Annotated in this window: 18 protein-coding genes and 1 riboswitch; of the genes, 12 read left to right on the top strand and 6 right to left on the bottom strand. The window is 39.4% G+C overall.

Going from position 1 to position 21,209, the window contains the following annotated elements; translation table 11 throughout:
- Window positions 1-2 precede the first annotated feature (2 nt).
- The 6 genes from G3I01_RS01425 to metK all read right to left on the bottom strand — a co-directional run bounded on the left by G3I01_RS01425 (window position 3) and on the right by metK (window position 7,925).
- A complete protein-coding gene (locus tag G3I01_RS01425; RefSeq protein ID WP_257710848.1) occupies window positions 3-890 on the bottom strand; it encodes a pyridoxal-phosphate dependent enzyme in 888 nt (295 codons plus the stop codon).
- A gap of 115 nt (window positions 891-1,005) precedes the next feature.
- On the bottom strand, window positions 1,006-1,452 hold the full coding sequence (locus tag G3I01_RS01420; RefSeq protein WP_219550473.1) for a universal stress protein: 447 nt from the start codon (window positions 1,450-1,452) through the stop codon (window positions 1,006-1,008).
- An 18-nt stretch (window positions 1,453-1,470) separates the two neighbouring features.
- Entirely contained in the window at window positions 1,471-2,400 is a 930-nt protein-coding gene (locus G3I01_RS01415; RefSeq protein ID WP_219550471.1) for a glyoxylate/hydroxypyruvate reductase A, read from the bottom strand.
- Window positions 2,401-2,419: 19 nt separating this feature from the next.
- The gene (locus tag G3I01_RS01410) at window positions 2,420-3,784 is read right to left on the bottom strand and encodes an acyl-CoA dehydrogenase family protein (protein WP_219550468.1); all 1,365 of its coding nucleotides are present in this window, start codon (window positions 3,782-3,784) and stop codon (window positions 2,420-2,422) included.
- Between the two features lie 113 nt (window positions 3,785-3,897).
- Window positions 3,898-6,480 carry a DUF3857 domain-containing protein gene (locus G3I01_RS01405; RefSeq protein WP_219550466.1) on the bottom strand — a complete coding sequence of 861 codons (2,583 nt, stop codon included), beginning with the start codon at window positions 6,478-6,480 and terminating at the stop codon, window positions 3,898-3,900.
- A 185-nt stretch (window positions 6,481-6,665) separates the two neighbouring features.
- Window positions 6,666-7,925: a methionine adenosyltransferase gene (metK, locus tag G3I01_RS01400; RefSeq protein ID WP_219550464.1), complete on the bottom strand. Its 1,260-nt coding sequence runs from the start codon at window positions 7,923-7,925 to the stop codon at window positions 6,666-6,668.
- An 854-nt stretch (window positions 7,926-8,779) separates the two neighbouring features.
- Here metK and G3I01_RS01395 point away from each other — a divergent pair.
- The 12 genes from G3I01_RS01395 (at window position 8,780) to G3I01_RS01340 (ending at window position 21,207) form a co-directional block, all read left to right on the top strand.
- Window positions 8,780-10,072, top strand: coding sequence for an O-acetylhomoserine aminocarboxypropyltransferase/cysteine synthase family protein (locus G3I01_RS01395; protein ID WP_219550462.1), 1,293 nt, complete (start codon window positions 8,780-8,782; stop codon window positions 10,070-10,072).
- Window positions 10,073-10,138: 66 nt separating this feature from the next.
- The gene (locus G3I01_RS01390) at window positions 10,139-11,152 is read left to right on the top strand and encodes an alpha/beta fold hydrolase (protein ID WP_219550460.1); all 1,014 of its coding nucleotides are present in this window, start codon (window positions 10,139-10,141) and stop codon (window positions 11,150-11,152) included.
- Complete coding sequence (locus tag G3I01_RS01385) at window positions 11,115-12,188, top strand: aspartate kinase (protein WP_219550458.1); 1,074 nt, start codon at window positions 11,115-11,117, stop codon at window positions 12,186-12,188. Before G3I01_RS01390 ends, G3I01_RS01385 begins: the two co-directional genes overlap by 38 nt.
- Before the next feature lie 6 nt (window positions 12,189-12,194).
- Window positions 12,195-13,412 (top strand): aminotransferase class I/II-fold pyridoxal phosphate-dependent enzyme, encoded by a 1,218-nt coding sequence (locus G3I01_RS01380; RefSeq protein ID WP_219550456.1) that lies wholly within the window; start codon window positions 12,195-12,197, stop codon window positions 13,410-13,412.
- 33 nt (window positions 13,413-13,445) lie between these two features.
- Window positions 13,446-13,862: an Rrf2 family transcriptional regulator gene (locus G3I01_RS01375; protein WP_219550454.1), complete on the top strand. Its 417-nt coding sequence runs from the start codon at window positions 13,446-13,448 to the stop codon at window positions 13,860-13,862.
- Between the two features lie 134 nt (window positions 13,863-13,996).
- Entirely contained in the window at window positions 13,997-14,626 is a 630-nt protein-coding gene (locus tag G3I01_RS01370; protein WP_219550452.1) for a phosphoadenosine phosphosulfate reductase family protein, read from the top strand.
- 160 nt (window positions 14,627-14,786) lie between these two features.
- Entirely contained in the window at window positions 14,787-16,880 is a 2,094-nt protein-coding gene (locus G3I01_RS01365; protein WP_219550450.1) for a HEPN domain-containing protein, read from the top strand.
- On the top strand, window positions 16,873-17,664 hold the full coding sequence (gene cobA / locus G3I01_RS01360) for a uroporphyrinogen-III C-methyltransferase (RefSeq protein ID WP_219550448.1): 792 nt from the start codon (window positions 16,873-16,875) through the stop codon (window positions 17,662-17,664). The genes G3I01_RS01365 and cobA overlap by 8 nt, the downstream gene beginning before the upstream one ends.
- Before the next feature lie 92 nt (window positions 17,665-17,756).
- A complete protein-coding gene (locus G3I01_RS01355; protein ID WP_219550446.1) occupies window positions 17,757-18,350 on the top strand; it encodes a bifunctional precorrin-2 dehydrogenase/sirohydrochlorin ferrochelatase in 594 nt (197 codons plus the stop codon).
- Window positions 18,343-19,407: an NAD(P)/FAD-dependent oxidoreductase gene (locus G3I01_RS01350; protein ID WP_219550444.1), complete on the top strand. Its 1,065-nt coding sequence runs from the start codon at window positions 18,343-18,345 to the stop codon at window positions 19,405-19,407. Before G3I01_RS01355 ends, G3I01_RS01350 begins: the two co-directional genes overlap by 8 nt.
- A 129-nt stretch (window positions 19,408-19,536) precedes the next feature.
- Entirely contained in the window at window positions 19,537-19,959 is a 423-nt protein-coding gene (locus G3I01_RS01345) for an OsmC family protein (protein ID WP_219550442.1), read from the top strand.
- Between the two features lie 76 nt (window positions 19,960-20,035).
- Window positions 20,036-20,139: riboswitch (SAM riboswitch) on the top strand.
- Window positions 20,140-20,190: 51 nt separating this feature from the next.
- Window positions 20,191-21,207: a homocysteine S-methyltransferase family protein gene (locus G3I01_RS01340; RefSeq protein ID WP_219550440.1), complete on the top strand. Its 1,017-nt coding sequence runs from the start codon at window positions 20,191-20,193 to the stop codon at window positions 21,205-21,207.
- The last annotated feature ends 2 nt before the right edge of the window (window positions 21,208-21,209 follow it).

The raw sequence follows: 21,209 nt of genomic DNA, 5'->3' as shown, positions 1-21,209 counted from the left end.
AATTAAAATGGGAGGTTGGTTAGATCAACATTTCCTCCTGAAATAATAATGCCGATCTTTTTATTTTTAAAGCGCTTTTTCTCTTTAATAACAGCTGCTAGGGGAACTGCACTGGACGGCTCCACAACGATCTTCATACGTTCCCAGATGAGTCTTAATGCAGATTTTATCTCTGCTTCTGAAACTCTTATTATTTCATCAACATTTTCCAGAATTATAGGAAAATTAATATGTCCCAGTTGAGTTTTCAAACCATCTGCAACCGTATTGGCAGTTTCATTTACTTCTATCTTTCCACTTATTAGAGAACGCCAGGCATCGTCGGCTTCTAAAGGTTCCCCACCAATACATTTACAATCATTGCCAAAGTACTTTACTGCTAATGCCGTGCCTGCTATAAGGCCACCTCCGCCAACAGGGCAGAAGACGATTTCAAGATCTGGTTGGTCTTCAAGTAATTCGAGAGCTGCAGTCCCCTGTCCCAGGATTACCTCCATATCATTTGAAGGATGTATAAAAGTCGCACCGGTTCTTTGTTGAATTTCGTCTGCCGTTCTTTCCCGGTCCTTTAGGGTGGATGGACACTCCGTGATTTCTCCACCGTATGTTCTAACTGCTGCTTTCTTTACCTCTGGAGCGGTATCGGGCATTACTATATATGCAGGTACCTTCAAGCTTTTGGCGGCAAGTGAAAGTGCCTGGGCGAAATTTCCTGATGAGTGGGTAACAACACCTTTAGCTTTTTGTTCTTCAGAAAGATTGAGAATTGCGTTCGTAGCCCCACGCATTTTAAATGCTCCCATTCGTTGAAAATTCTCGCATTTAAAATAAAGATCTGCACCAGTGATCTCGTTTATTAAATGAGATGTAAGCACCGGGGTGCGATGAATATGAGGTTCAATTAATTCAGATACCTTTTCAAGTTGGGACTTTTCTAATTTCAAAATCAGTCAATTTTGATTGAAAATAAAAATTCCCCGTGAAAACGGGGAACTTATTTTTCTTTTATTCGTCTATGGGAATGGTAAGTATTGGAATTTCAGCTTTTTTGATCAATTCCATGGATACACTTTCCTGCAAAAGATTATGGAGAAAACTATGTTTATGGGTCCCCACAATAAGCATATCTATATTTAGCTTCTTTGCTTCTTCCACAACGGTTTCTACGGTAGAACCCTGTATTAATAAGGCTTCTTTATTGGTGTCTTCACTCAGGAAATTTTTGCAGACCTCTTGAAGATTATGATGTTCTTCACGGTATTCTTCTGCTTTAATATCACGAATATATTGTGGCCCGGGTTCATAACCTACAAAATCGGGTTCGGGATCTGCCACATGTAAGACCCATACTTTAGAACCAAATTTTTCAGCGAGGGTATCGGCATAGACCATTAACTCCCCAATGCTATCATTAAAATCGACAGCCACCATGATATTTTTTAAATTATCCATCTGTAAAAGATTTAATTATCAATAACCTTTATCCAGCTCTACCTTGTTTTTAAGAGGTTCCTCATCTTTCATTCTGTCATAATTTTCGGCAATCTGGCCGGCAACAGACTCAGGTTTCGTTAAACTGGCAATGTGGGGGGTAATGTTGATCTTCGGATGATCCCAAAACGGGTGGTCCTCCGGTAATGGTTCTTCTCTGAAAACATCTAAAGAAGCGCCTGAAAGATGACCATTATCTATCATCTCCATGAGATCGTGTTCTACCAGGTGTTCGCCTCTGGCAACATTGATCACGTAAGCTCCTTCTGGCAGCATATCAAATAGATCTGCATTCAGGATATTTTCAGTTTCTTCAGTTAAAGGTAATAAACAAACCAGAATTTCTGAATTATGAAGGAAATCTTCAAGTTGATCTTTTCCGTGAAAACTGGTCACATGGTCACAAGACTTCTCTGTTCTGGACCAACCATATACGTTGAAATAATTTTTATGAAGTTTATCTGCTACTTCATTACCCAAAACTCCGAGGCCCATGATCCCTACTTTGGTATCCTGAGGTCTTTTATATTGAAATTTCTCCCATTTCTTTTCCTTCTGGGCTTTTACATAATGGTGCAGCCCTCTAATATGGTTCATCACCTGGCTCAAAACAAAGTCTCCCATATCCTCGGTAAGGGTTTCATCTACCACTTTAGTGATCTCAACTCCTTCCGGTAAGGCATCGTCGCTAAGAATATGATCTACTCCTGCTCCCATACTTGCAATTACTCTAAGGTTAGGATAATTTTTGAATAATCCTCGTGGGTGATTCCAAGTGAGAGCGAACTCTACTTCTTCATTATCATGATCTTCGGGATAAACATATATGTTCATCCCCGGATGCTGATTCTTTAATGCATTTACCCAATTTTCCGGATCCTTCCCCGGACATACAATCAATACTGACATAAAATTTTTCTTTTTCTTTTTAACTTACAAAGGCGCTATAGCCAGTTATGGCCCGCCCAACAATGAGTGAATTAATTTCTTTTGTTCCTTCATAACTATAGATCGCTTCAGCATCTGCCACAAAACGAGCTACGTCATATTCTAATAAAATTCCGTTACCACCAAGAACTTCCCTGGCCCTGCTTACCACATCGCGCATTCTCATACTACAATAAACTTTAGCCAGACTGGCGTGTTCATCTGTAAGTAGTTCCTGATCCTGCATTTCTGAAAGTCGGAAACACAGGGTTTGCATTGCGGTAAGGTTTGAAAGCATTTCAACTAAATGATTTTGGATCAATTGGAAAGAAGCAATAGGTCTTCCAAATTGTTCCCTTTTTTTAGTGTATTTCAATGCGCTTTCATAGGCTCCTCTGGCACATCCAACTGCCTGCCAGGCGACTCCCGCTCTGGTCATTCTTAGAACATTAGCAGTGTCTTTAAAAGAATTCGCATTCTGAAGCCTGTCGCCTTCGGGAATTTTACAATCTGTTAAAGTAATAATGGCATTCTGAACAATTCTTAGCGCCATTTTATCTTTGATCTTTTCAGTTTTAAAACCTGGATTTTCCTTTCTTACCAAAAACCCTTTCACCTGGTTAGAATCCAGATCTCTTGCCCAGATAATGGTAACATCGGCGAAAGTGGCATTCCCGATCCATTTTTTCTGACCGTTCAATACCCAGTTCTCTCCATCAAACTTGCAGGTAGTCTCAAGTCCGCCGGCGACTCCCGATCCCACATTTGGTTCGGTAAGACCAAAGGCGCCGATCTTTTCCATTTTCTGCATCTTCGGAAGCCATTCCTGTTTCTGTTCCTCACTTCCACACAGATAAATAGAGCCCATAGCTAAACCACTGTGGACACCAAAAAATGTTGAAATGGAAACATCTACACGTGCAATTTCCTGTGCGATGATCCCTTCCATTAAAAATGGCAGATTTGGACAACCGTATCCTTCATAAGGAACTCCAACAATATTTAGATCCCGGAACTTTCCAATTACCTCAAAAGGAAACTGGTCTTTTTTCCAGTATTCGTTTACCAGAGGTTTAATTTCATCTTCCATGAAATTGCGCACTTTCAATTGAATTTCACGCTGTTCCTCGGTCAATTTCAGGTCCAGATTATAAAAATCACCATCGATGGGAGGGAGGTCATGTTGACCCTTTTTACGTTTTGTTTTTAACATTTTCATCAATCCGGCCAATTGACGGTCGTCTAATTTCCCTAAAGTTTTCATTGCGTCTGCCAGATCTATCTTTTCGTTGATCTTGGCCAATTGATCCATGTCAACCGACTTTAGAAGGTTGATCGTGTTTCTTACTTTTTTAAATAAAGACATAGGAAAATCTCTTGGTGAGTTTTAAAAGTAGGAATTATTAAAGCTCGCCGCTGTTAAGGTTTTCCGAAGAAATGATAAAAAAAGCTGCTATACGCAGCTTTAGTATTTTCAACTTATTCCTTAAGTGATAAAATTGGATCTTCTAATTCTTCAGAGTATTCAGCTTTTTTGTTATGAAGATTCACCACAAAGGTCTCTTTGACCCTTTTTGAAACTAGGAGATATGGCACCCATATTAAGACCCTGATTAAGCTTTTTCCAATTTCAGAATAGCTCTCAGAAATTTCTGCCTGAGAGTGCATATCCGGTGCAATTTGAAAAGTGATAACTGTATCGAAAATGAGAAGAAATAAGGTCGAACTCAGATATATCGCGGTAATTTTTGGAGCAATGGTTCTTCTTTTAAAAAAGATTATCAATACAAAAATGGACAACACCAGGACCAGTGAATTTGAAATTAATTCAAATATTATAAGTAAGGTCATTTCTGGAAAACCAGAGCTCCACAGATACCATACCTTCGGACTTAAAAAATCTTCTGTTCCAAAAAATTCAATGAATATAAAAATGGGGGAGAGTACTAATCCTATAGATAATAGCGAAAGCCATCCACCAATGCCATCACGATAACTTATTTCGGGAACCTTTGCCGGTATATCGTAGTTGTGGTATATTTTATAGCACACAATGGTTCCGAGAGTGATCGTGAAAAGGATAATAAATACGGATGCCCAGCTAATTTTAGAACTATTTTCTGCCTGCGCGAATAAGGTGTTATAGGTTAGGTAATAATTTAAATGTTCTTGGGCCTTTTTTATATCGCTTATAAAATCGTCATAATCCTCAGGCCTAACGTGATCTTTTAGGTTTTTATAATTATGTGTAACTACAAACTTTCGATCTGAAGGGACAATAGAATTTGAATATTCAAAATATTCATTTTTTATCTCGATATTATCGGGCTCAATGTTCCATTCTTCTGGTAAGATTACCGTGATTTGATGGTTTATATTCAGGTTTTGGTCTAGATGATAAGGCATTTTTCTATTTCTGTCCTCTGCAGGAAAAAGATGTGTATCCAGGGAAAGAGGATAAATCTCAGCAATAATATTTTTATCATTTTGAGGTTCGGCAGTCCAAAGGCTATCTATGAGGTACTTTTCAGTAACTATAAATTTACTTTCCATATCCCTGAAATCATCATACATGATCTCATCTTGTGCCTTAATATCTGGATATAATGAAGAATAAAATTCGAGATACCTGTCTTGTATCTCATCTAAAGTGCTTTCATTAAATTCACGGCGCCTGGCATCGGCTTCAGCCCCATAGTATGTAGTGGAAACGCTTAAGGTGGCATCACCACCTATACTATTTATCTTTAGGGTTTCGAAAATTTCTACCGGCTTTATATCAGGTTTCGGTAATTCAATAATTTCGGTGCTGTTTTTACTTAAAACCAGGCCATAACGATAATCGGGAAAATATCTGAAATTAATATTTGCTCCCTGGGAACTAATAGTTGGATCAATATATTTAATCTCGTCTCCAATTTTAACCTGAACAATGCAATGATCAAATAGACCTGGAGATGGTAACTTCTCACTTATTTCCTTTCCATTATATGAATTAACCAACACGGGATTGGCCTCGATCCCTTTTAAACGAAGCAATTCGCTTAACAAAAGGGACTTGTCTTTGCAATCTCCATATCTCCTTTCAAAAACCTCTTTTGGATCACTTGGAGCATGGGAATTGAGACCTCCTTCAAATCCTAAATATCTTATTTCATCCTGAACAAAGTCTATAATAGGACTTATACTGTCATCATACCTGGGAGTCAGTGTCTTGTTAGATTTATTTTTTAACCAGTTACTTGTCGATTTTGAAACTGTGTAATAATTGTAGTAGTTGTCTACTACTTCTTTCCAGTTTTTGAATTGCGAAAATTGAACATAGGCATTACTATCATACCAGCCTGGAGTATTGGATTCATACTTTACGATTTCTGGATCCTGAATTTCGAAACTGTAATTTTTCAGGTTATTCTTTACCGAAATTTCTGGTTTGAGATCTGTATTGAAGGTGCGGTAAAAAAGAGGTTCATCCTTGGAAATTGCAACCCGGTAATAAATCTTCTTGAGAGGAATTGTGTAGTTGAGATAATAGGAACTCTGATATTTACCGTGATGCACAGGGTTGGAGCCTACGATCGTATAGGAATAATTAATGATATCATTAACTCTTACGTCTGAAATATTGATTATTGCAGAAAGACTCCCATCGTATAGATGCCTTTCCATATTAGTTTCTCTCTGGACCAGCTGGACTTTGTCCATTTCCAGTTTATTTAATGTTTTACCATCTCTTATGATATCAACATTATGAATAAGTACCTTTTGATAGGTGGGGTCGAAGCTTATGTTCACATCACTAACTTCCTGGATTCCTTCGGTATTGTAAACCTTTAAACTGCGGTGGCGGTAGAATTCTTTCCGGTCTATATGATCCTGGTTATCCAGAAGTAAATAGAGAAAACTTCCTGCGTTTTTCTCATCATTTTCTGAACTTTCGTTGGATTTTATAGTCTTTACCCAATCTGGTTGGTTGGCTAATTTAATTTCTCCCTTTTGCGAAAAAGCATAGGAAGAGATCAGGCAGATCATTATGATCTGCATTATTCTGGCTAGTGACATAAAAAGTGTTAAAGAATTCTAAATAAAACAATTTTTTTCACAAATGGAAATGATTTATAGGAAAGATGGGTAATTCTAAAAATATCTGAGAATCAGATATTAAAAAAGCCGCTGCAAAGCGGCTTTTTTAATTGTAAGGTGATATTTGATCAAATTAATTTTCTAATTCAATTAATTTGAATGTTTTAATTGATCCCAAACTCTTCTTTCACTTTGTCTACATAATCCAGTTTCTCCCAGGTAAACAATTCAACTTCTTTGGTGATCTTTCCTTTGTATGGGCTGTTGAAAATTTTAGTAACCGTTCTAGGTTCTTTTCCCATATGCCCGTAAGCTGCTGTTTCCCTGTAAATAGGATTTCTAAGTTTTAGTCGGTTTTCTATTGCTGAAGGTCGCATATCGAAGATTCCTTTTACCTTTTCAGCAATCTGGCCGTCGCTTAGATCGATGTTTTTCTTTCCGTAAGTATATACAGATATCGAAGTTGGTTCAACCACTCCAATCGCATAGGAAACCTGAACTAGGATTTCGGGAGCTACACCGGCAGCTACTAAATTTTTTGCAATGTGCCTTGAGGCATATGCAGCAGATCGGTCAACTTTCGAAGGATCTTTTCCTGAAAATGCTCCACCTCCGTGAGCGCCTTTTCCACCGTAAGTGTCCACGATGATCTTTCTTCCGGTTAGACCAGCATCACCATGAGGTCCACCAATTACGAATTTCCCGGTTGGGTTAATATGGTATACGATATCGTCATTGAACAATTTCTGAACATACTCCGGTAATTGTTCTTTCACTCTAGGGATCAGGATCTCGATGATATCTTTTTTGATCTTGGTGAGCATTTTTTCGTCATCGGCATCAAAATCATCATGCTGAGTGGAAACTACGATCGCCACAATTCTTTGCGGAACGTTTTCATCGCTGTATTCTATTGTCACCTGACTTTTGGAATCGGGTCTTAGGTATTCGATCTCTTTTCCTTCTCTTCTTAACTTTGCAAGTTCGATCAGGATCTTATGAGAAATATCAAGTGCCAGAGGCATATAATTTTCAGTCTCATTGGTGGCATAACCAAACATCATTCCCTGGTCGCCTGCTCCTTGATCGTCTTTATTTCCACGGTCTACTCCCTGGTAAATATCCTGGGATTGCTCATGGATTAAAGAGATGACCCCGCAGGAATCACCACTGAATTTATATGCGCCCTTGGTATAACCTATATCGTTGATCACATCCCTGGCGATGTTTTGCACATCTAGATAAGTATTACTTCTTACTTCACCTGCAAGCACCACCTGTCCTGTTGTTACCAGGGTTTCGCAGGCAACTTTAGACTCCTCGTCGAAGGCGAGAAAATTATCTAATAAAGTATCACTAATCTGGTCTGCAATTTTATCCGGGTGCCCTTCAGAAACACTTTCTGAAGTAAATAAATAAGCCATTCAATTTCTTTTTTAATTAATACGAATGGAAAAATTTGACGTGAAGAGCTAAGAGAGGTGTATCTACATTCTGCTTTAGCATTTGCTATACTTTAAAAGTATAAGGGTTGCAATCAGTCAAATCTATCCCTTTCAATAACTTGGCTACAAATGTATAAAAATTCATTTCATCCCAAATGCTTTTAACGTCATTTTATCCAATTTCGAATCTGGTAATTTTTGTTTGGGCATTGCGCTTCACCAAAACTGGCTCGCGCCGGGCTTTCACGGCTCGCTTCCCGAGGAAAAATCGGGAGAGCTCAAACAACCGTTCGATCCCTAACGCAACTTTATTTTTGGAAAAATATTGAATCAAAAAAATTACGTCTCGGAAGGCCAGTAAAATCAGTAGCTGAAATAATTTTTTAATTTTTTTTCAGCTAAATACTTGGATATTAAAAATTTCCGTGCATATCTTTGTAATTCAGAAACGAGAAAAAATGATCAGTATAATTTGTAATATGATGTGTATGATGCCGGAGACTTCCGCAGCGCACTCTATTGCATAAACTGAAAAGATATAATTGCAAAAAGCCGCTGCCAACCGCAGCGGCTTTTTTTATATCCTGATTTTTAAGTTGAAGTAAAAGCTCTCAGATCGAGTTTAAATTTTTAAAAAGAAACAAATGAAAATTTTTGGCAAAGTAAATATGATCATGTGTATGGAGATGATGTGTATGTGTCGCATGAAACGCTATTGCCAAAACTTGAGAATTTAAATTAGTTATAAAGTTCAATTCAAAAAGTCCCCCTGGTAATAGCAAATCAGGGGGACTTTTTTATTAGGGTGAAATCAACATTAAAAAATCAATATTATGAGTACTAAAAATTTTTCAACGAAAGCATTACATGCTGGTCATGATGTAAAACAGAATGGTGGAACCAGGGCAGTGCCGCTTTATCAAACAACTTCATACGTATTTAATAATTCAGATCACGCAGCCGCTCTTTTTTCCTTAGCTGAACCGGGATATATTTATACAAGAATTAACAACCCGACACTGGATATTCTGGAGCAAAGACTGGCTGCCCTGGAAGGGGGGATTGCCGCGGTAGTAACTGCATCTGGTACAGCAGCAACCAGTACAGCGCTGTTAACCCTTTTAAAAGCTGGAGATCATATAGTTTCATCAAATAGCCTTTATGGCGGAACTTACAATCTCTTCAAGAATACCTTACCCCGCCTCGGAATTACCACCACCTTCGTAGACCCAACAGATCCTGAAAATTTTACAAAAGCAGCAAAGGAAAATACAAGAGTATTTTTTGCTGAATCTGTGGGAAATCCAAAACTTGATGTATTAGATCTTAAAGGCATTTCTAAAGAAGCAAAAGCTTTTAAAGTTCCTTTCATCGTAGATAATACGGTTGCAACGCCATATCTGTTGAACCCTATCGAGCACGGTGCAGATATCGTGCTTCATTCACTTACAAAATATATAAACGGTAACGGAACGGCCTTAGGTGGAGCCATCATCGATGCCGGTAAATTTGACTGGGCTAATGGTAAATTCCCTGAATTCACTGAGCCTTCTCCTGGTTATCACGGACTCGTTTACCATGAAGCTCTTGAAGAAGCTGCATTTATCGCCAAGGTGAGAATCGAAGGATTGAGAGATCACGGTGCGGCACTAAGTCCGTTCAATGCATTCCAGATCATTCAGGGATTGGAAACTTTAAAGATCAGAATTAAAGAGCATAGTAAAAATGCGCTTGAACTGGCCAAATGGCTTCAGGAGCAGGAAGAAGTAGAATGGGTGAATTACCCAGGACTTGAAAACAGCAAATATCATAAACTGGCTAAAGAATACCTTCCTGAAGGACAAAGCGGACTTGTAACCTTTGGTGTTAAAGGTGGATTTGAGGCTGCTAAAACTGTGGTAGACGAAGCTAAAGTATTCTCATTACTTGCAAATATTGGAGATACTAAATCGCTGATTATTCATCCGGCGAGTACTACCCATCAGCAGTTAACAGAGGAAGAGCAGGCATCTACGGGAGTGACTCCAGATCTTATCAGGTTATCGGTTGGTCTTGAAGATGTGGAAGACCTCAAAGAAGATCTGAAAGAAGCCTTCTCACAAATTAAAAAGAAATCATTGGTTTAAAATGTTGGTTTGGTTAACAGATCCGGGGGAAGCTGAAAATACTTTTCCCGGATTAAATTAAAAGAAATGCTCGAAGAGATTAAAATAGAAAACTTTAAAAATTCCGCAGGAACTGTCCAGGATATTCACCTGAGTTATCAATTCTTCGGAAAAAAACCTTCTGAGGCACCTATCATTCTGGTGAATCACGCGCTTACCGGAAACTCTTTAGTGACTGGAAACGAGGGCTGGTGGAAGGATCTTATAGGTGAAAATAAATGCATTGATATTGACAGATTCTGTGTTCTGGCTTTCAATATTCCCGGTAACGGATTTAAAGGACACGAAGATCAGTTCTTTGAAAATTATAAGGAATTCAGATTAAGGGATATTGCAGAGATACAGGCACAGGCCATAGAAAAACTAGATATCACTAAACTTTTTGCCATCATCGGCGGAAGTATTGGAGGAGCTTTAGCCTGGGAACTGGCAGTTCTTAAACCTGAACTAGCAGAGAATGTGATCCCGATCGCAAGTGATTATAAGTCTACAGACTGGCTTGTTGCGAATTGCAGAATCCAGGATCATATTCTTAATAACTCTTCAGATCCTGTGCACGACGCCAGGATGCATGCGATGACTTTTTATCGTACACCACAATCGCTAGCTCAAAAATTCGAAGGCAAAAGGAATAAGGAAAACCAGGCTTATGAAGTAGAGAACTGGCTTTTACATCATGGTGAAAAGCTGAAGAACAGATTTACTCTTCCTTCCTACAAATTGATGAATCATTTGCTTACCACCATTGATATAAGTGATGGATCTGGAAATTACCTGGAGGCAGCAAGCAGGATCAAAGGCGATATACATATAGTAACGGTAAATTCAGACCTGTTTTTTCTGGCTGAAGAGAACTGGAATTCTTATGTGGAGCTTTCCCTGCTGAAAGGAAATATCAGTATCCATGAGATAAGATCTATCCATGGGCATGATGCTTTTTTAATAGAAACAGATCAACTAAACAGATTTTTAAAACCAATTTTTCAACAAACGAAAAAAAAATATGAAAACGATTCATCTCGCTCTGTTTGGGCCGGGTAAGGTAGGGAGTAAGTTGCTGGAGCAGCTCTCTAACTCTGAAGAACATTTGAAAAAATCTTCAGGCATCACTGTGAAATTGATCCTGGTGGCTAATTCATCTCACGCGCTTCTGAACCCGAATGGAATTAAGTCTGGATGGGATTCTGGATTTAATGAAGGTTCACAGAAGTATTCATTTAATGATGTTGAAGAATATTTCAGAAAAAATGAATTTGAAAATCTTGTTTCTATTGATACTACCGCGAGTGATGAGTTTCCGCAGCAATATTTTAACCTTGTGAAAGCCGGGAGTCATATTATCGCGGCTAACAAAGTCGCTAATACTTTGTCTTCAGAATTTTATGAAGAGTTGAGGAGAGAATTGAAAAAGAATAAGAAGAATTTTATTTACGAAACTAATGTTGGTGCAGGACTACCGATAGTTGAAACTTTGAGAAATCTTCATTTATCAGGAGAGAAGATCACCAGGATAAGAGGAGTATTTTCAGGTTCATTAAGTTACATTTTCAACACCTATTCTAAAGAAGAAAAGGAATTTTCGAAAGTACTTGAGGAAGCCGGAATCCTGGGTTATACTGAGCCAGATGCACGAATCGATCTAAGTGGAAAAGATGTGGGAAGAAAATTATTGATCCTGGCCAGGGAACTTCAATTAAAAAAGGAATTTGAAGAAGTCAGCATTCAATCATTAATTCCATCCCAGCTGAATGGAAACACCACTCTGGACGATTTCAATTCCAGAGTTACTGAACTGGATGAACATTTTCAGGTATATAAATCAAAGCAGCTAAAGGATGAGGTTTTGAGATATATTGGAGAATTGAATGTTGCCTCCGGAACTCTGGAGGCGAAGTTGATAAGTGAACCTAAGACTTCAGTTTTAGGACAGATAGAAGGAGCAGATAATATTTTTGAGATCTATACCGAATCTTATAAAGATCAGCCTTTAGTGATTCGTGGAGCGGGAGCGGGGGCTCAGGTCACCGCAAGAGGAGTATTTGGAGATATTTTGAAAATATCTGAACGATTAAATTAGAACAAAATGGAAAACCTACAAGCTATAGAAACTGAGAAGAACGGACTTAATGGTCATCATCAAGAACATTTTGAGACCATCGCTGTTCGTACACAAAGTGAAAGAACGCAATTTCAGGAGCATTCTGTGCCTCTGTATCTAACTTCAAGTTATTTATTTGAAGATTCAGAAGATATGAGGGCGAGTTTTGCAGAAGAAAAGGAGCGTAATATATACAGTAGGTTTACCAACCCGAATACCTCCGAGTTTGTTGAGAAAATCGTGAAAATGGAATCTGCAGAAGCCGGTTATGCTTTTGCTACAGGAATGGCGGCGGTATTTTCTACCCTGGCAGCTTTGCTGAATAGTGGCGACCATATTGTTGCAGCAAGGTCTGTTTTTGGATCTACTCACGGTCTGTTCACCAAGTATTTTCCAAAATGGAATATTTCGCATTCTTATTTCGACGTAAATGAGCCGGAAACAATTGAGAGTTTGATTAAGCCTGAAACTAAAGTTCTTTTTGCAGAATCCCCAACAAATCCGGGTGTGGATATTCTGGATCTTGAAAACCTGGGCAAAATTGCAAAAAAGCATAATCTCATCTTGATCATTGACAATTGTTTTGCCACACCCTACCTTCAGAACCCGATTAAATTTGGAGCTGATCTTGTGATACATTCAGCTACAAAATTGATCGATGGGCAGGGAAGAGTGCTTGGCGGAGTTACCGTTGGACGGGAAGATCTTATCAGAGAGATCTATTTGTTCAGTAGAAATACCGGACCTGCTCTTTCACCATTTAATGCCTGGATACTTTCGAAAAGCCTGGAAACATTGTCGGTCCGATTGGAAAAACATTGCGAAAATGCATTAAAAGTGGCCGAGTTTCTGGAAGAAATAGAGCAGACCGAGAATGTGAAATATCCATTTTTGAGATCTCATCCGCAATATGAAGTTGCAAAAAAGCAAATGAGATTAGGAGGGAATGTAGTCGCCTTTGAGATCAAAGGCGGAATTGATGCTGGTCGAAGATTCATCGATAATCTGAAACTATGTTCACGCTCCGCAAACCTGGGAGATACCAGGACAATAGTTACTCATCCTGCTTCAACAACTCATAGTAAGTTGAGCGAGAATGAACGTCTGGAAGCAGGAATTAGTGACGGACTTGTAAGGATTTCAGTTGGACTGGAACATGTTGATGATATAATTAAGGATTTAAAAAACGCATTGAACAATTAGAGAAAGCAAAGGGAATATTTTTATATTCGTCCTATGCTTTCCAAAAAGACCAAGTACGGAATTAAGGCGCTGGCGTATATCGCCAGGAAAAAGGACAGGAAACCGGTCCAGGCCTCAGAGATCTCTGAAAGTGAAAATATTTCGCAGAAGTTTCTCGAAAGTATTTTACTGGAGTTAAGAAAATCGGGGTTTCTGGGATCAAAAAAAGGTAAGGGCGGAGGTTATTATCTCATCAAAGAACCAAATGAGATAAGAATGACCGCTGTTATCCGGGTTCTGGAAGGACCTATTGCGATGGTTCCCTGTGTAAGCCTTAATTATTATGAGAAATGTGATGATTGTCCAGATGAGAATACCTGTTCAGTTCATAGGCTCATGATCCAGGTAAGAGATGCGTCATTAAATGTACTTGGCGAAAATACTTTAGAAGATATTGCCTTCACGCAATAGTCAAAAGTGTTAAAATAAAAATTTTATATAGGAAATAATTGGTGTTTAAACAAGTGAAGTCTAGTTTTGCTTAAAACCTAGTAAACCGATAGGATTATAGTTTTATGGAAGCGACTTTGGAAAACAGAGGCATTATGAGAAAGTATTCAGCAAAAGAGTTAAAGGCTTTGAATAGCCAGCTTAAGGGGATAGACCCTTCAGAAGTTATTAGATGGGTTCTGGTAAATAGCAAAAAACCGGTAATTACCACAAACTTTCGTCCGTATGAAGCGGCGATTTTACATGCCGTGGTAAGTGAAAAACCAGATACTACAGTGGTATGGTGCGATACAGGTTATAATACTCCTCAAACCTATAAGCATGCAGATGAAGTAATAAGGCAGCTTAGTTTAAATGTAAAATTATACACACCCAAACAGACTGCTGCTCACAGGGATGCCTTGAATGGTGGAATTCCAGATGTAAACAGTCCGCAACATGATGAGTTTACCCGTCAGGTAAAATTAGAGCCCTTTCAAAGAGCAATGGCTCAGCAGCAACCCGATGTTTGGTTCACTAACTTGAGAAAGGGTCAGACTGCCTTTAGGGATAGTATTGATATACTTAGTTATAGTAAAGATGGACTTTTGAAAGTGAGTCCTTTTTATCACTGGACAGATGAGAAACTGGATGGATACCTTAAAAAGCATGGACTTCCGAATGAGTTCAAATACTTTGATCCAACTAAGGTGTTGTCTAACAGAGAATGTGGTTTACACGCCTAATTAGAATAAACTGATGTTTAAAATTTCTATGAATGCAATCTGTATGATGTGTATGTGCTATTCGCCTCACACTTAGAAGCCTATTTTATAAACTGAATTATAAAAAGTCCTTTTAAGTGAAAAACTAAAAAGGACTTTTTTCATTTTAATCAATTAAATCATGCAAAGTTTTAGAACCGAAATTGAAAATCCCATTGTCGAACAGGACATTCTGGATTTAGAAAAGAAGATAAGGTTGTTCCGGGAAGGAAAGGCTGATGAAGAGAAATTCCGAAGCCTGCGTCTTGCACGTGGAGTATACGGACAAAGACAGGCTGGTGTTCAAATGGTTCGTATAAAACTGCCGTTTGGAAAGGTTACTTCAGAACAGTTACATCGAATTGCCGATGTTTCTGATGAATATTCCAAAGGGCGATTGCATATCACTACGAGACAGGATATACAGATCCATTACGTCAGTCTGGACCGGACTCCTGAACTCTGGGCACAGCTCGAAAAAGATGATGTTACCCTTAGGGAGGCCTGTGGAAATACAGTAAGAAATATTACTGCTTCTCCAACCGCGGGGATAGATCCAAATGAACCGTTTGATGTTTCGCCTTATGCTCATGCTGCATTTCAATTCTTTCTTCGTAACCCGATCTGCCAGGAAATGGGAAGGAAATTCAAAATGTCCTTTTCCTCTTCAGATGAGGATACGGCCTTAAGTTATATCCATGATCTCGGGTTTATTGCGAAACTGAAGGATGGAAAACGCGGTTTTAAAGTAATGCTAGGTGGCGGACTCGGTTCTCAGCCAAGACATGCAGACGAGCTTTATGATTTTCTTCCAGCCGAAGAGATCATTCCGCTAATTGAAGGTGTGCTTCGCGTCTTTGATCGTCATGGCGAACGTGCAAAACGATTAAAAGCAAGAATGAAATTCCTGATCAAGGATATTGGAAAGGAAGCCTTTATGGAATTGGTGGAAGAGCAGAAAACAGCCTTGTCTCAAAAACAACCAAAATTCGAAATTGAAAAATTTGAAGCTGCTCCGCCATTACAGGACGTTGAAGTTCCTTCTGTAGAAATCGAAGATCAGAAGGATTTCGAAACCTGGAAGCAAACCAATGTCTTTAAACAGAAGCAGGAAGGATTATATGCTATTGGAATCCGTGTTCCCTTAGGTGATTTTTATACCGGTGGCGCCAGGAAGCTGGCAGATCTGGTGAAAAAATATGCCGGTAATGAGCTGAGGTTAACCCTAAGACAGGATATTTTGATTCGTCATGTGCGTGAAGAATTTCTGCCATTCTTTTATTCGGAATTGAAAAAACTGGGCTATGCTGAAACCGGTTATAACAAAACGGTCGATATCACCGCCTGCCCGGGTACCGATACCTGTAATCTTGGAATTGCGAGCAGTACCGGAATTGCAGATGTGCTGGAAGATGTCTTAAAAGAAGAATATCCTCAATTCATCAACGGTAAGGATATTACCATTAAAATAAGCGGATGTATGAACGCCTGCGGCCAGCATAATATGGCAGAGATTGGCTTCCAGGGAATGTCTATCAAGGTTGGAAAAACTGTAGCTCCGGCGCTTCAGGTATTGCTTGGTGGCGGAACAATTGGAAACGGACAGGGGAGATTCGCAGATAAAGTGGTGAAAGTCCCGAGTAAGAGAGGACCGGAAACGCTAAGGGTTTTACTTAACGATTTTGAAACGAATTCAGAAGCTGACGAAAAATTCGCGGAATATTACGACCGCAAGGAGAAAACCTATTTCTATGATCTGCTGAAAGATCTGGCAGATACTTCCAATCTCAGCGAAAATGATTTTGTGGACTGGGGCCATGAATCGCCATATATCAAGGCGGTTGGTGTAGGCGAATGTGCAGGAGTGGTGATCGATTTGATTGCGACGCTCTTATTCGAAAGTGAAGAAAAGATCGATAATGCAAAATCTGCACTGGAGAGAAAGGATTGGTCAGATAGCATTTATCATTCCTATACTTCAATTGTGAATTCCGCTAAGGCCTTATTGCTGGCTGAAGATGTGAAAACCAATACTCAGGCTGGCATTATTGCACAATTTGACGAGCTTTTTGTAGAAACCGGAAAGATCGAGTTGTCTACCACTTTCAAGGAATTCACCTATCAATTGAACGAAAATGAGCCGACAGAGGCTTTTGCAAATAAATATTTAGAGGACGCGCATTTGTTCCTGAAGAGGGTGGATGCATTTAGAACAAAGGAGGTACAAAATGTATAATTCACCAAAATTAACCGTAGTTGGAGCAGGACCTGGGGATCCGGAATTGATCACCTTAAAAGCTTTGAATACTTTGAAGTCGGCCAGCGTAATTCTTTACGATGCCTTGATTAATCGGGATCTACTGGAATATGCGCCACAAGCGGAACATATTTTCGTCGGAAAACGAAAAGACAAACATCGTTTTTCGCAGGATGAGATCAATGAACTTATTGTAAAATATGCTTTGGAAAGAGGCCACGTAGTAAGACTCAAGGGTGGTGATCCATTTATTTTCGGAAGAGGATCTGAAGAGATCAACTATGCGAGGAAGAACGGATTGGAAACAGCAGTCGTTTCAGGAATTACTTCTTCAATTGCGGTACCGGCAAATGCTGGAATTCCACTCACGCAAAGAGGAACTTCGGAGAGTTTCTGGGTGATCACGGGAACTACTTCTCAGAAAAATTTATCGAATGACGTTCGTCTGGCGGCTCAATCTACTGCAACGGTTGTGATATTAATGGGAATGGGAAAACTCAAGGAAATTGTTGAGGTTTTTAAAGGTTTCGGAAAACAGGATGTTCCGGTGGGAATTATTCAGAATGGAACCACAGTGAATGAAAGATCAGGTTTTGGAACTATCGAATCCATTGAAAAGGTCGTTTCAGAAAAACAACTGGGAGCTCCAGCAATTATAGTAATTGGTGAGGTGGTGAATGAAGCGAATGCTTTACAGAAAGTTTTTCAGGATGTGAAAAGCATTTCAAAGCAATCGAATTTTATAAATGCAGGAGCGGCTTAAATAAAAACACGTCAAGCTGAACTTTTTTCAGCTTCTCTATTTGAGATCCTGAAACAAGTTCAGGATGACGAATCAATAATAGGTGTGAAATAATGGAAGAAAGAAACGAACTATACCCGGTTTTCCTAAAAGTCAATAAACTGAACATTCTGGTGGTTGGGGGCGGAAATGTGGGTCATGAAAAACTTCATTTTCTGTTCAAATCGAGCCCGAATGCACAGGTTGAGATCGTAGCAAAATGGTTTTTACCGGAAACGGAAGAACTGGCAAAGAAACACGGCGCGAAATTGATCAAAGGCAGGTATAAAAGAAAATATCTGAGAAAAAAACATTTCGTGATTGCCGCGACCAACGATGCGAGACTTAATAAACGGGTTCACCGCCACGCGAAAAAGAGATTTTTACTGGCAAATATCGCCGACACCCCCGAACTCTGTGATTTTTATATGGGCGGAATTGTGAATAAAGGCCATGTGAAAATCGCGATTTCAACCAACGGGAAGTCGCCAACCACGGCAAAGCGGTTACGGCAGTTCTTTGAGGAGGTGATCCCTGAGAATGTGAACCAGATGGTCGAAAATTTAAATGAATATAGAAAGTCCATTAAAGGTGATTTTGAAGCCAAAGTGGAACAGATGAATACAATAACAGAATCCTTAATCGTAAAAAAAGAGAGTGATGATTAAAACAGATATCCTGATAATCGGGGCCGGACCAACCGGATTGTTTACCGTTTTTGAAGCGGGATTATTAAAGCTGAAAACGCATTTGATAGATGCGCTTCCACAACCTGGTGGGCAATGTTCAGAAATTTACCCAAAAAAGCCCATTTATGATATTCCGGCTTTTCCGGAGATCCTGGCGGGAGATCTGGTGAAAAACCTCATGGAACAGATCAAGCCCTTCGAACCCGGATTCACTCTTGGTGAGCGTGCCGAAACTCTGGAAAAACTTGATGATGGAACTTTTATCGTGACCACGAATAAAGGAACTCAGCATCATGCACCAGTAGTAGCAATTGCCGGCGGACTTGGTTCTTTTGAACCTAGAAAACCACCTATTGCCAATATTTCAGACTTTGAGGATAAAGGAGTTTCATATTTTATTAAAGATCCTGAAGTCTATCGCGATCGAAAAGTAGTTATTGCCGGCGGTGGGGATTCCGCTTTAGATTGGGCAATTTATTTATCGGATGTTGCTTCAGAAGTTGCCCTGGTGCATAGAAGGGAAGAATTCCGGGGAGCACTGGATTCCGTAGAAAGGGTTTCAGAACTGGCGAAACTTGGAAAAATTGAAATGATCACTAATGCTGAGGTCGTAGGATTGAGAGGAGAAGATGAGCTTGAGCAGGTGGTAATTCGCCATAAAGACAAGGCTCGTGGAGAAGAGTTCAGGGAGGTAGATGATTTTATTCCGCTCTTTGGATTATCACCAAAACTAGGGCCTATTGGTAACTGGGGACTTGAGATTGAAAAGAATGCCATTAAAGTTGATAATTCTTATGATTATCAAACTAATATTCCCGGCGTTTACGCGATTGGTGATGTAAATACATATAAAGGAAAACTGAAGCTGATCCTTTCCGGTTTTCATGAGGCGGCGATCATGTGTCAGAGTGCTTATCAACGAATTTATCCGGATAAAAAATATGTTTTAAAGTATACCACTGTTGGCGGTGTGGAAGGATTTGACGGATCCAAGAAGGAGGCCAAAAGAGAAGTCGTTCAGAGCATCAGTGTTTAATCAAATATGGTATTGTCAGCTTAAGCGAAGTCGAAAGCTGACATCACTGATTTTTAAAACTGAATTATGGTAACCAATGTTACCTGCAAGAAAAAGCAGAATTCCTATCTTTGATGAAAATTCGAGAATATGAAGATCAGCTTAAAAAGAATCAACGATAATTACCTTTTTGAAACTGTAAACGAACGTGGCAATATTGTTCTTTTAGATAATAAAACCGATGATGAGCCTAAGGGATCAAGTCCGATGGATCTTATCCTTCGTGGTATCGCCGGTTGCAGTAGTATAGATGTGGTGATGATCCTGAGAAAGCAGCAGCATGAGCTGCAAGATCTTCGGGTTGAAGTAGATGGCTACCGCGAGGATGGGGCTATTCCGAATGTATTCAAAAAGATACACCTTGATTTTATTTTGGAAGGCGATGTGCCTCCGTCAAAAGTGGAAAGAGCCGTAAAATTATCGATGGATAAATATTGCTCGGTTTCTAAAATGCTTGAAAAGGCTGCAGAGATCAGTTATTCCATTCAGTTAAATGGAGAAAAGGTTTTATAGAAAATTTTCTTAATTCCTTGCTATTGGGTGTATTATAAGTTTATATTTGCCCTGTAAGTTCATTGTTTACTAACATTCGTTATCAAGAAAGGTTGAGGGATTAGACCCTGTGAAACCTTAGCAACCCTCCTTTGGAGAAGGTGCTACATTCTACTGATCTTAATATCAGATAGATAACAAGTAAGAATTCTTTTCTGTCTTCTTTTTTTGATAGCGTTTATTTAATAGAACATGTCAAAAATTGAAGAGTTACTCTCACAAAAAATTTTAATATTAGATGGTGCCATGGGGACCATGCTTCAGGAATATAAATTTTCTGAAGAGGATTTCCGTGGAAAACGTTTTGCCGACTGGCCGGTTTCTCTAAAGGGAAATAACGACCTGCTGTCTATTACGCAGCCCGAAGCCATTGCCACTATTCATCGTAAATATTTCGAAGCCGGAGCCGATATTGTGGAAACCAATACTTTCTCGGGAACTACCATTGCTATGGCCGATTATCAAATGGAGGAGCTCGTTTATGAGCTTAATTACGAATCGGCCAGGATCGCTAAGAAGGTAGCGCAGGAAGTCACTGCTGACAATCCTCAAAAACCTAGATTCGTAGCAGGAGCTATAGGTCCCACGAACAAAACGGCCAGTATGAGCCCAGATGTGAACAATCCTGGTTTTCGTGCCATTTCATTTGAAGAATTGAAAGTAGCTTACAAACAGCAGGCAAAAGCACTGATAGATGGTGGAGTAGATGTACTTTTAGTAGAAACGGTATTTGATACCCTGAATGCCAAGGCAGCACTTTTTGCAATTGACGAATTGAAGGAAGAATTGAATGTTGATATTCCGGTAATGGTAAGTGGAACGATTACCGATGCTTCCGGAAGAACACTTTCTGGGCAGACCGCTGAAGCTTTTTTGATCTCGATTTCTCATATTCCGCTTTTAAGCATAGGTTTTAACTGTGCTTTGGGAGCTAAACAACTTACTCCTCATCTAGAAGCGGTTGCAAGGAACACCGAATTTGGTGTCTCAGCCTATCCCAATGCCGGACTACCAAATGCCTTTGGAGAATACGACCAGGATGCGCAGGAAATGTCCAATCAAATCAGGGAATATCTGGAAAAAGGCCTGGTGAATATTCTGGGTGGTTGCTGCGGAACCACTCCGAAACATATTAAAGCGATCGCGGAAATTGCCAAAGATTACCAGCCAAGAAAACTTAAAAGAACTCTTCAAACTCAAAGTATTTAAGA

Origin of the sequence: Gramella sp. MT6 (assembly GCF_019357415.1) — a bacterium.
Classification (GTDB): Bacteria; Bacteroidota; Bacteroidia; order Flavobacteriales; family Flavobacteriaceae; genus Christiangramia.
This window is presented reverse-complemented; position numbering and strand designations above follow the sequence as displayed.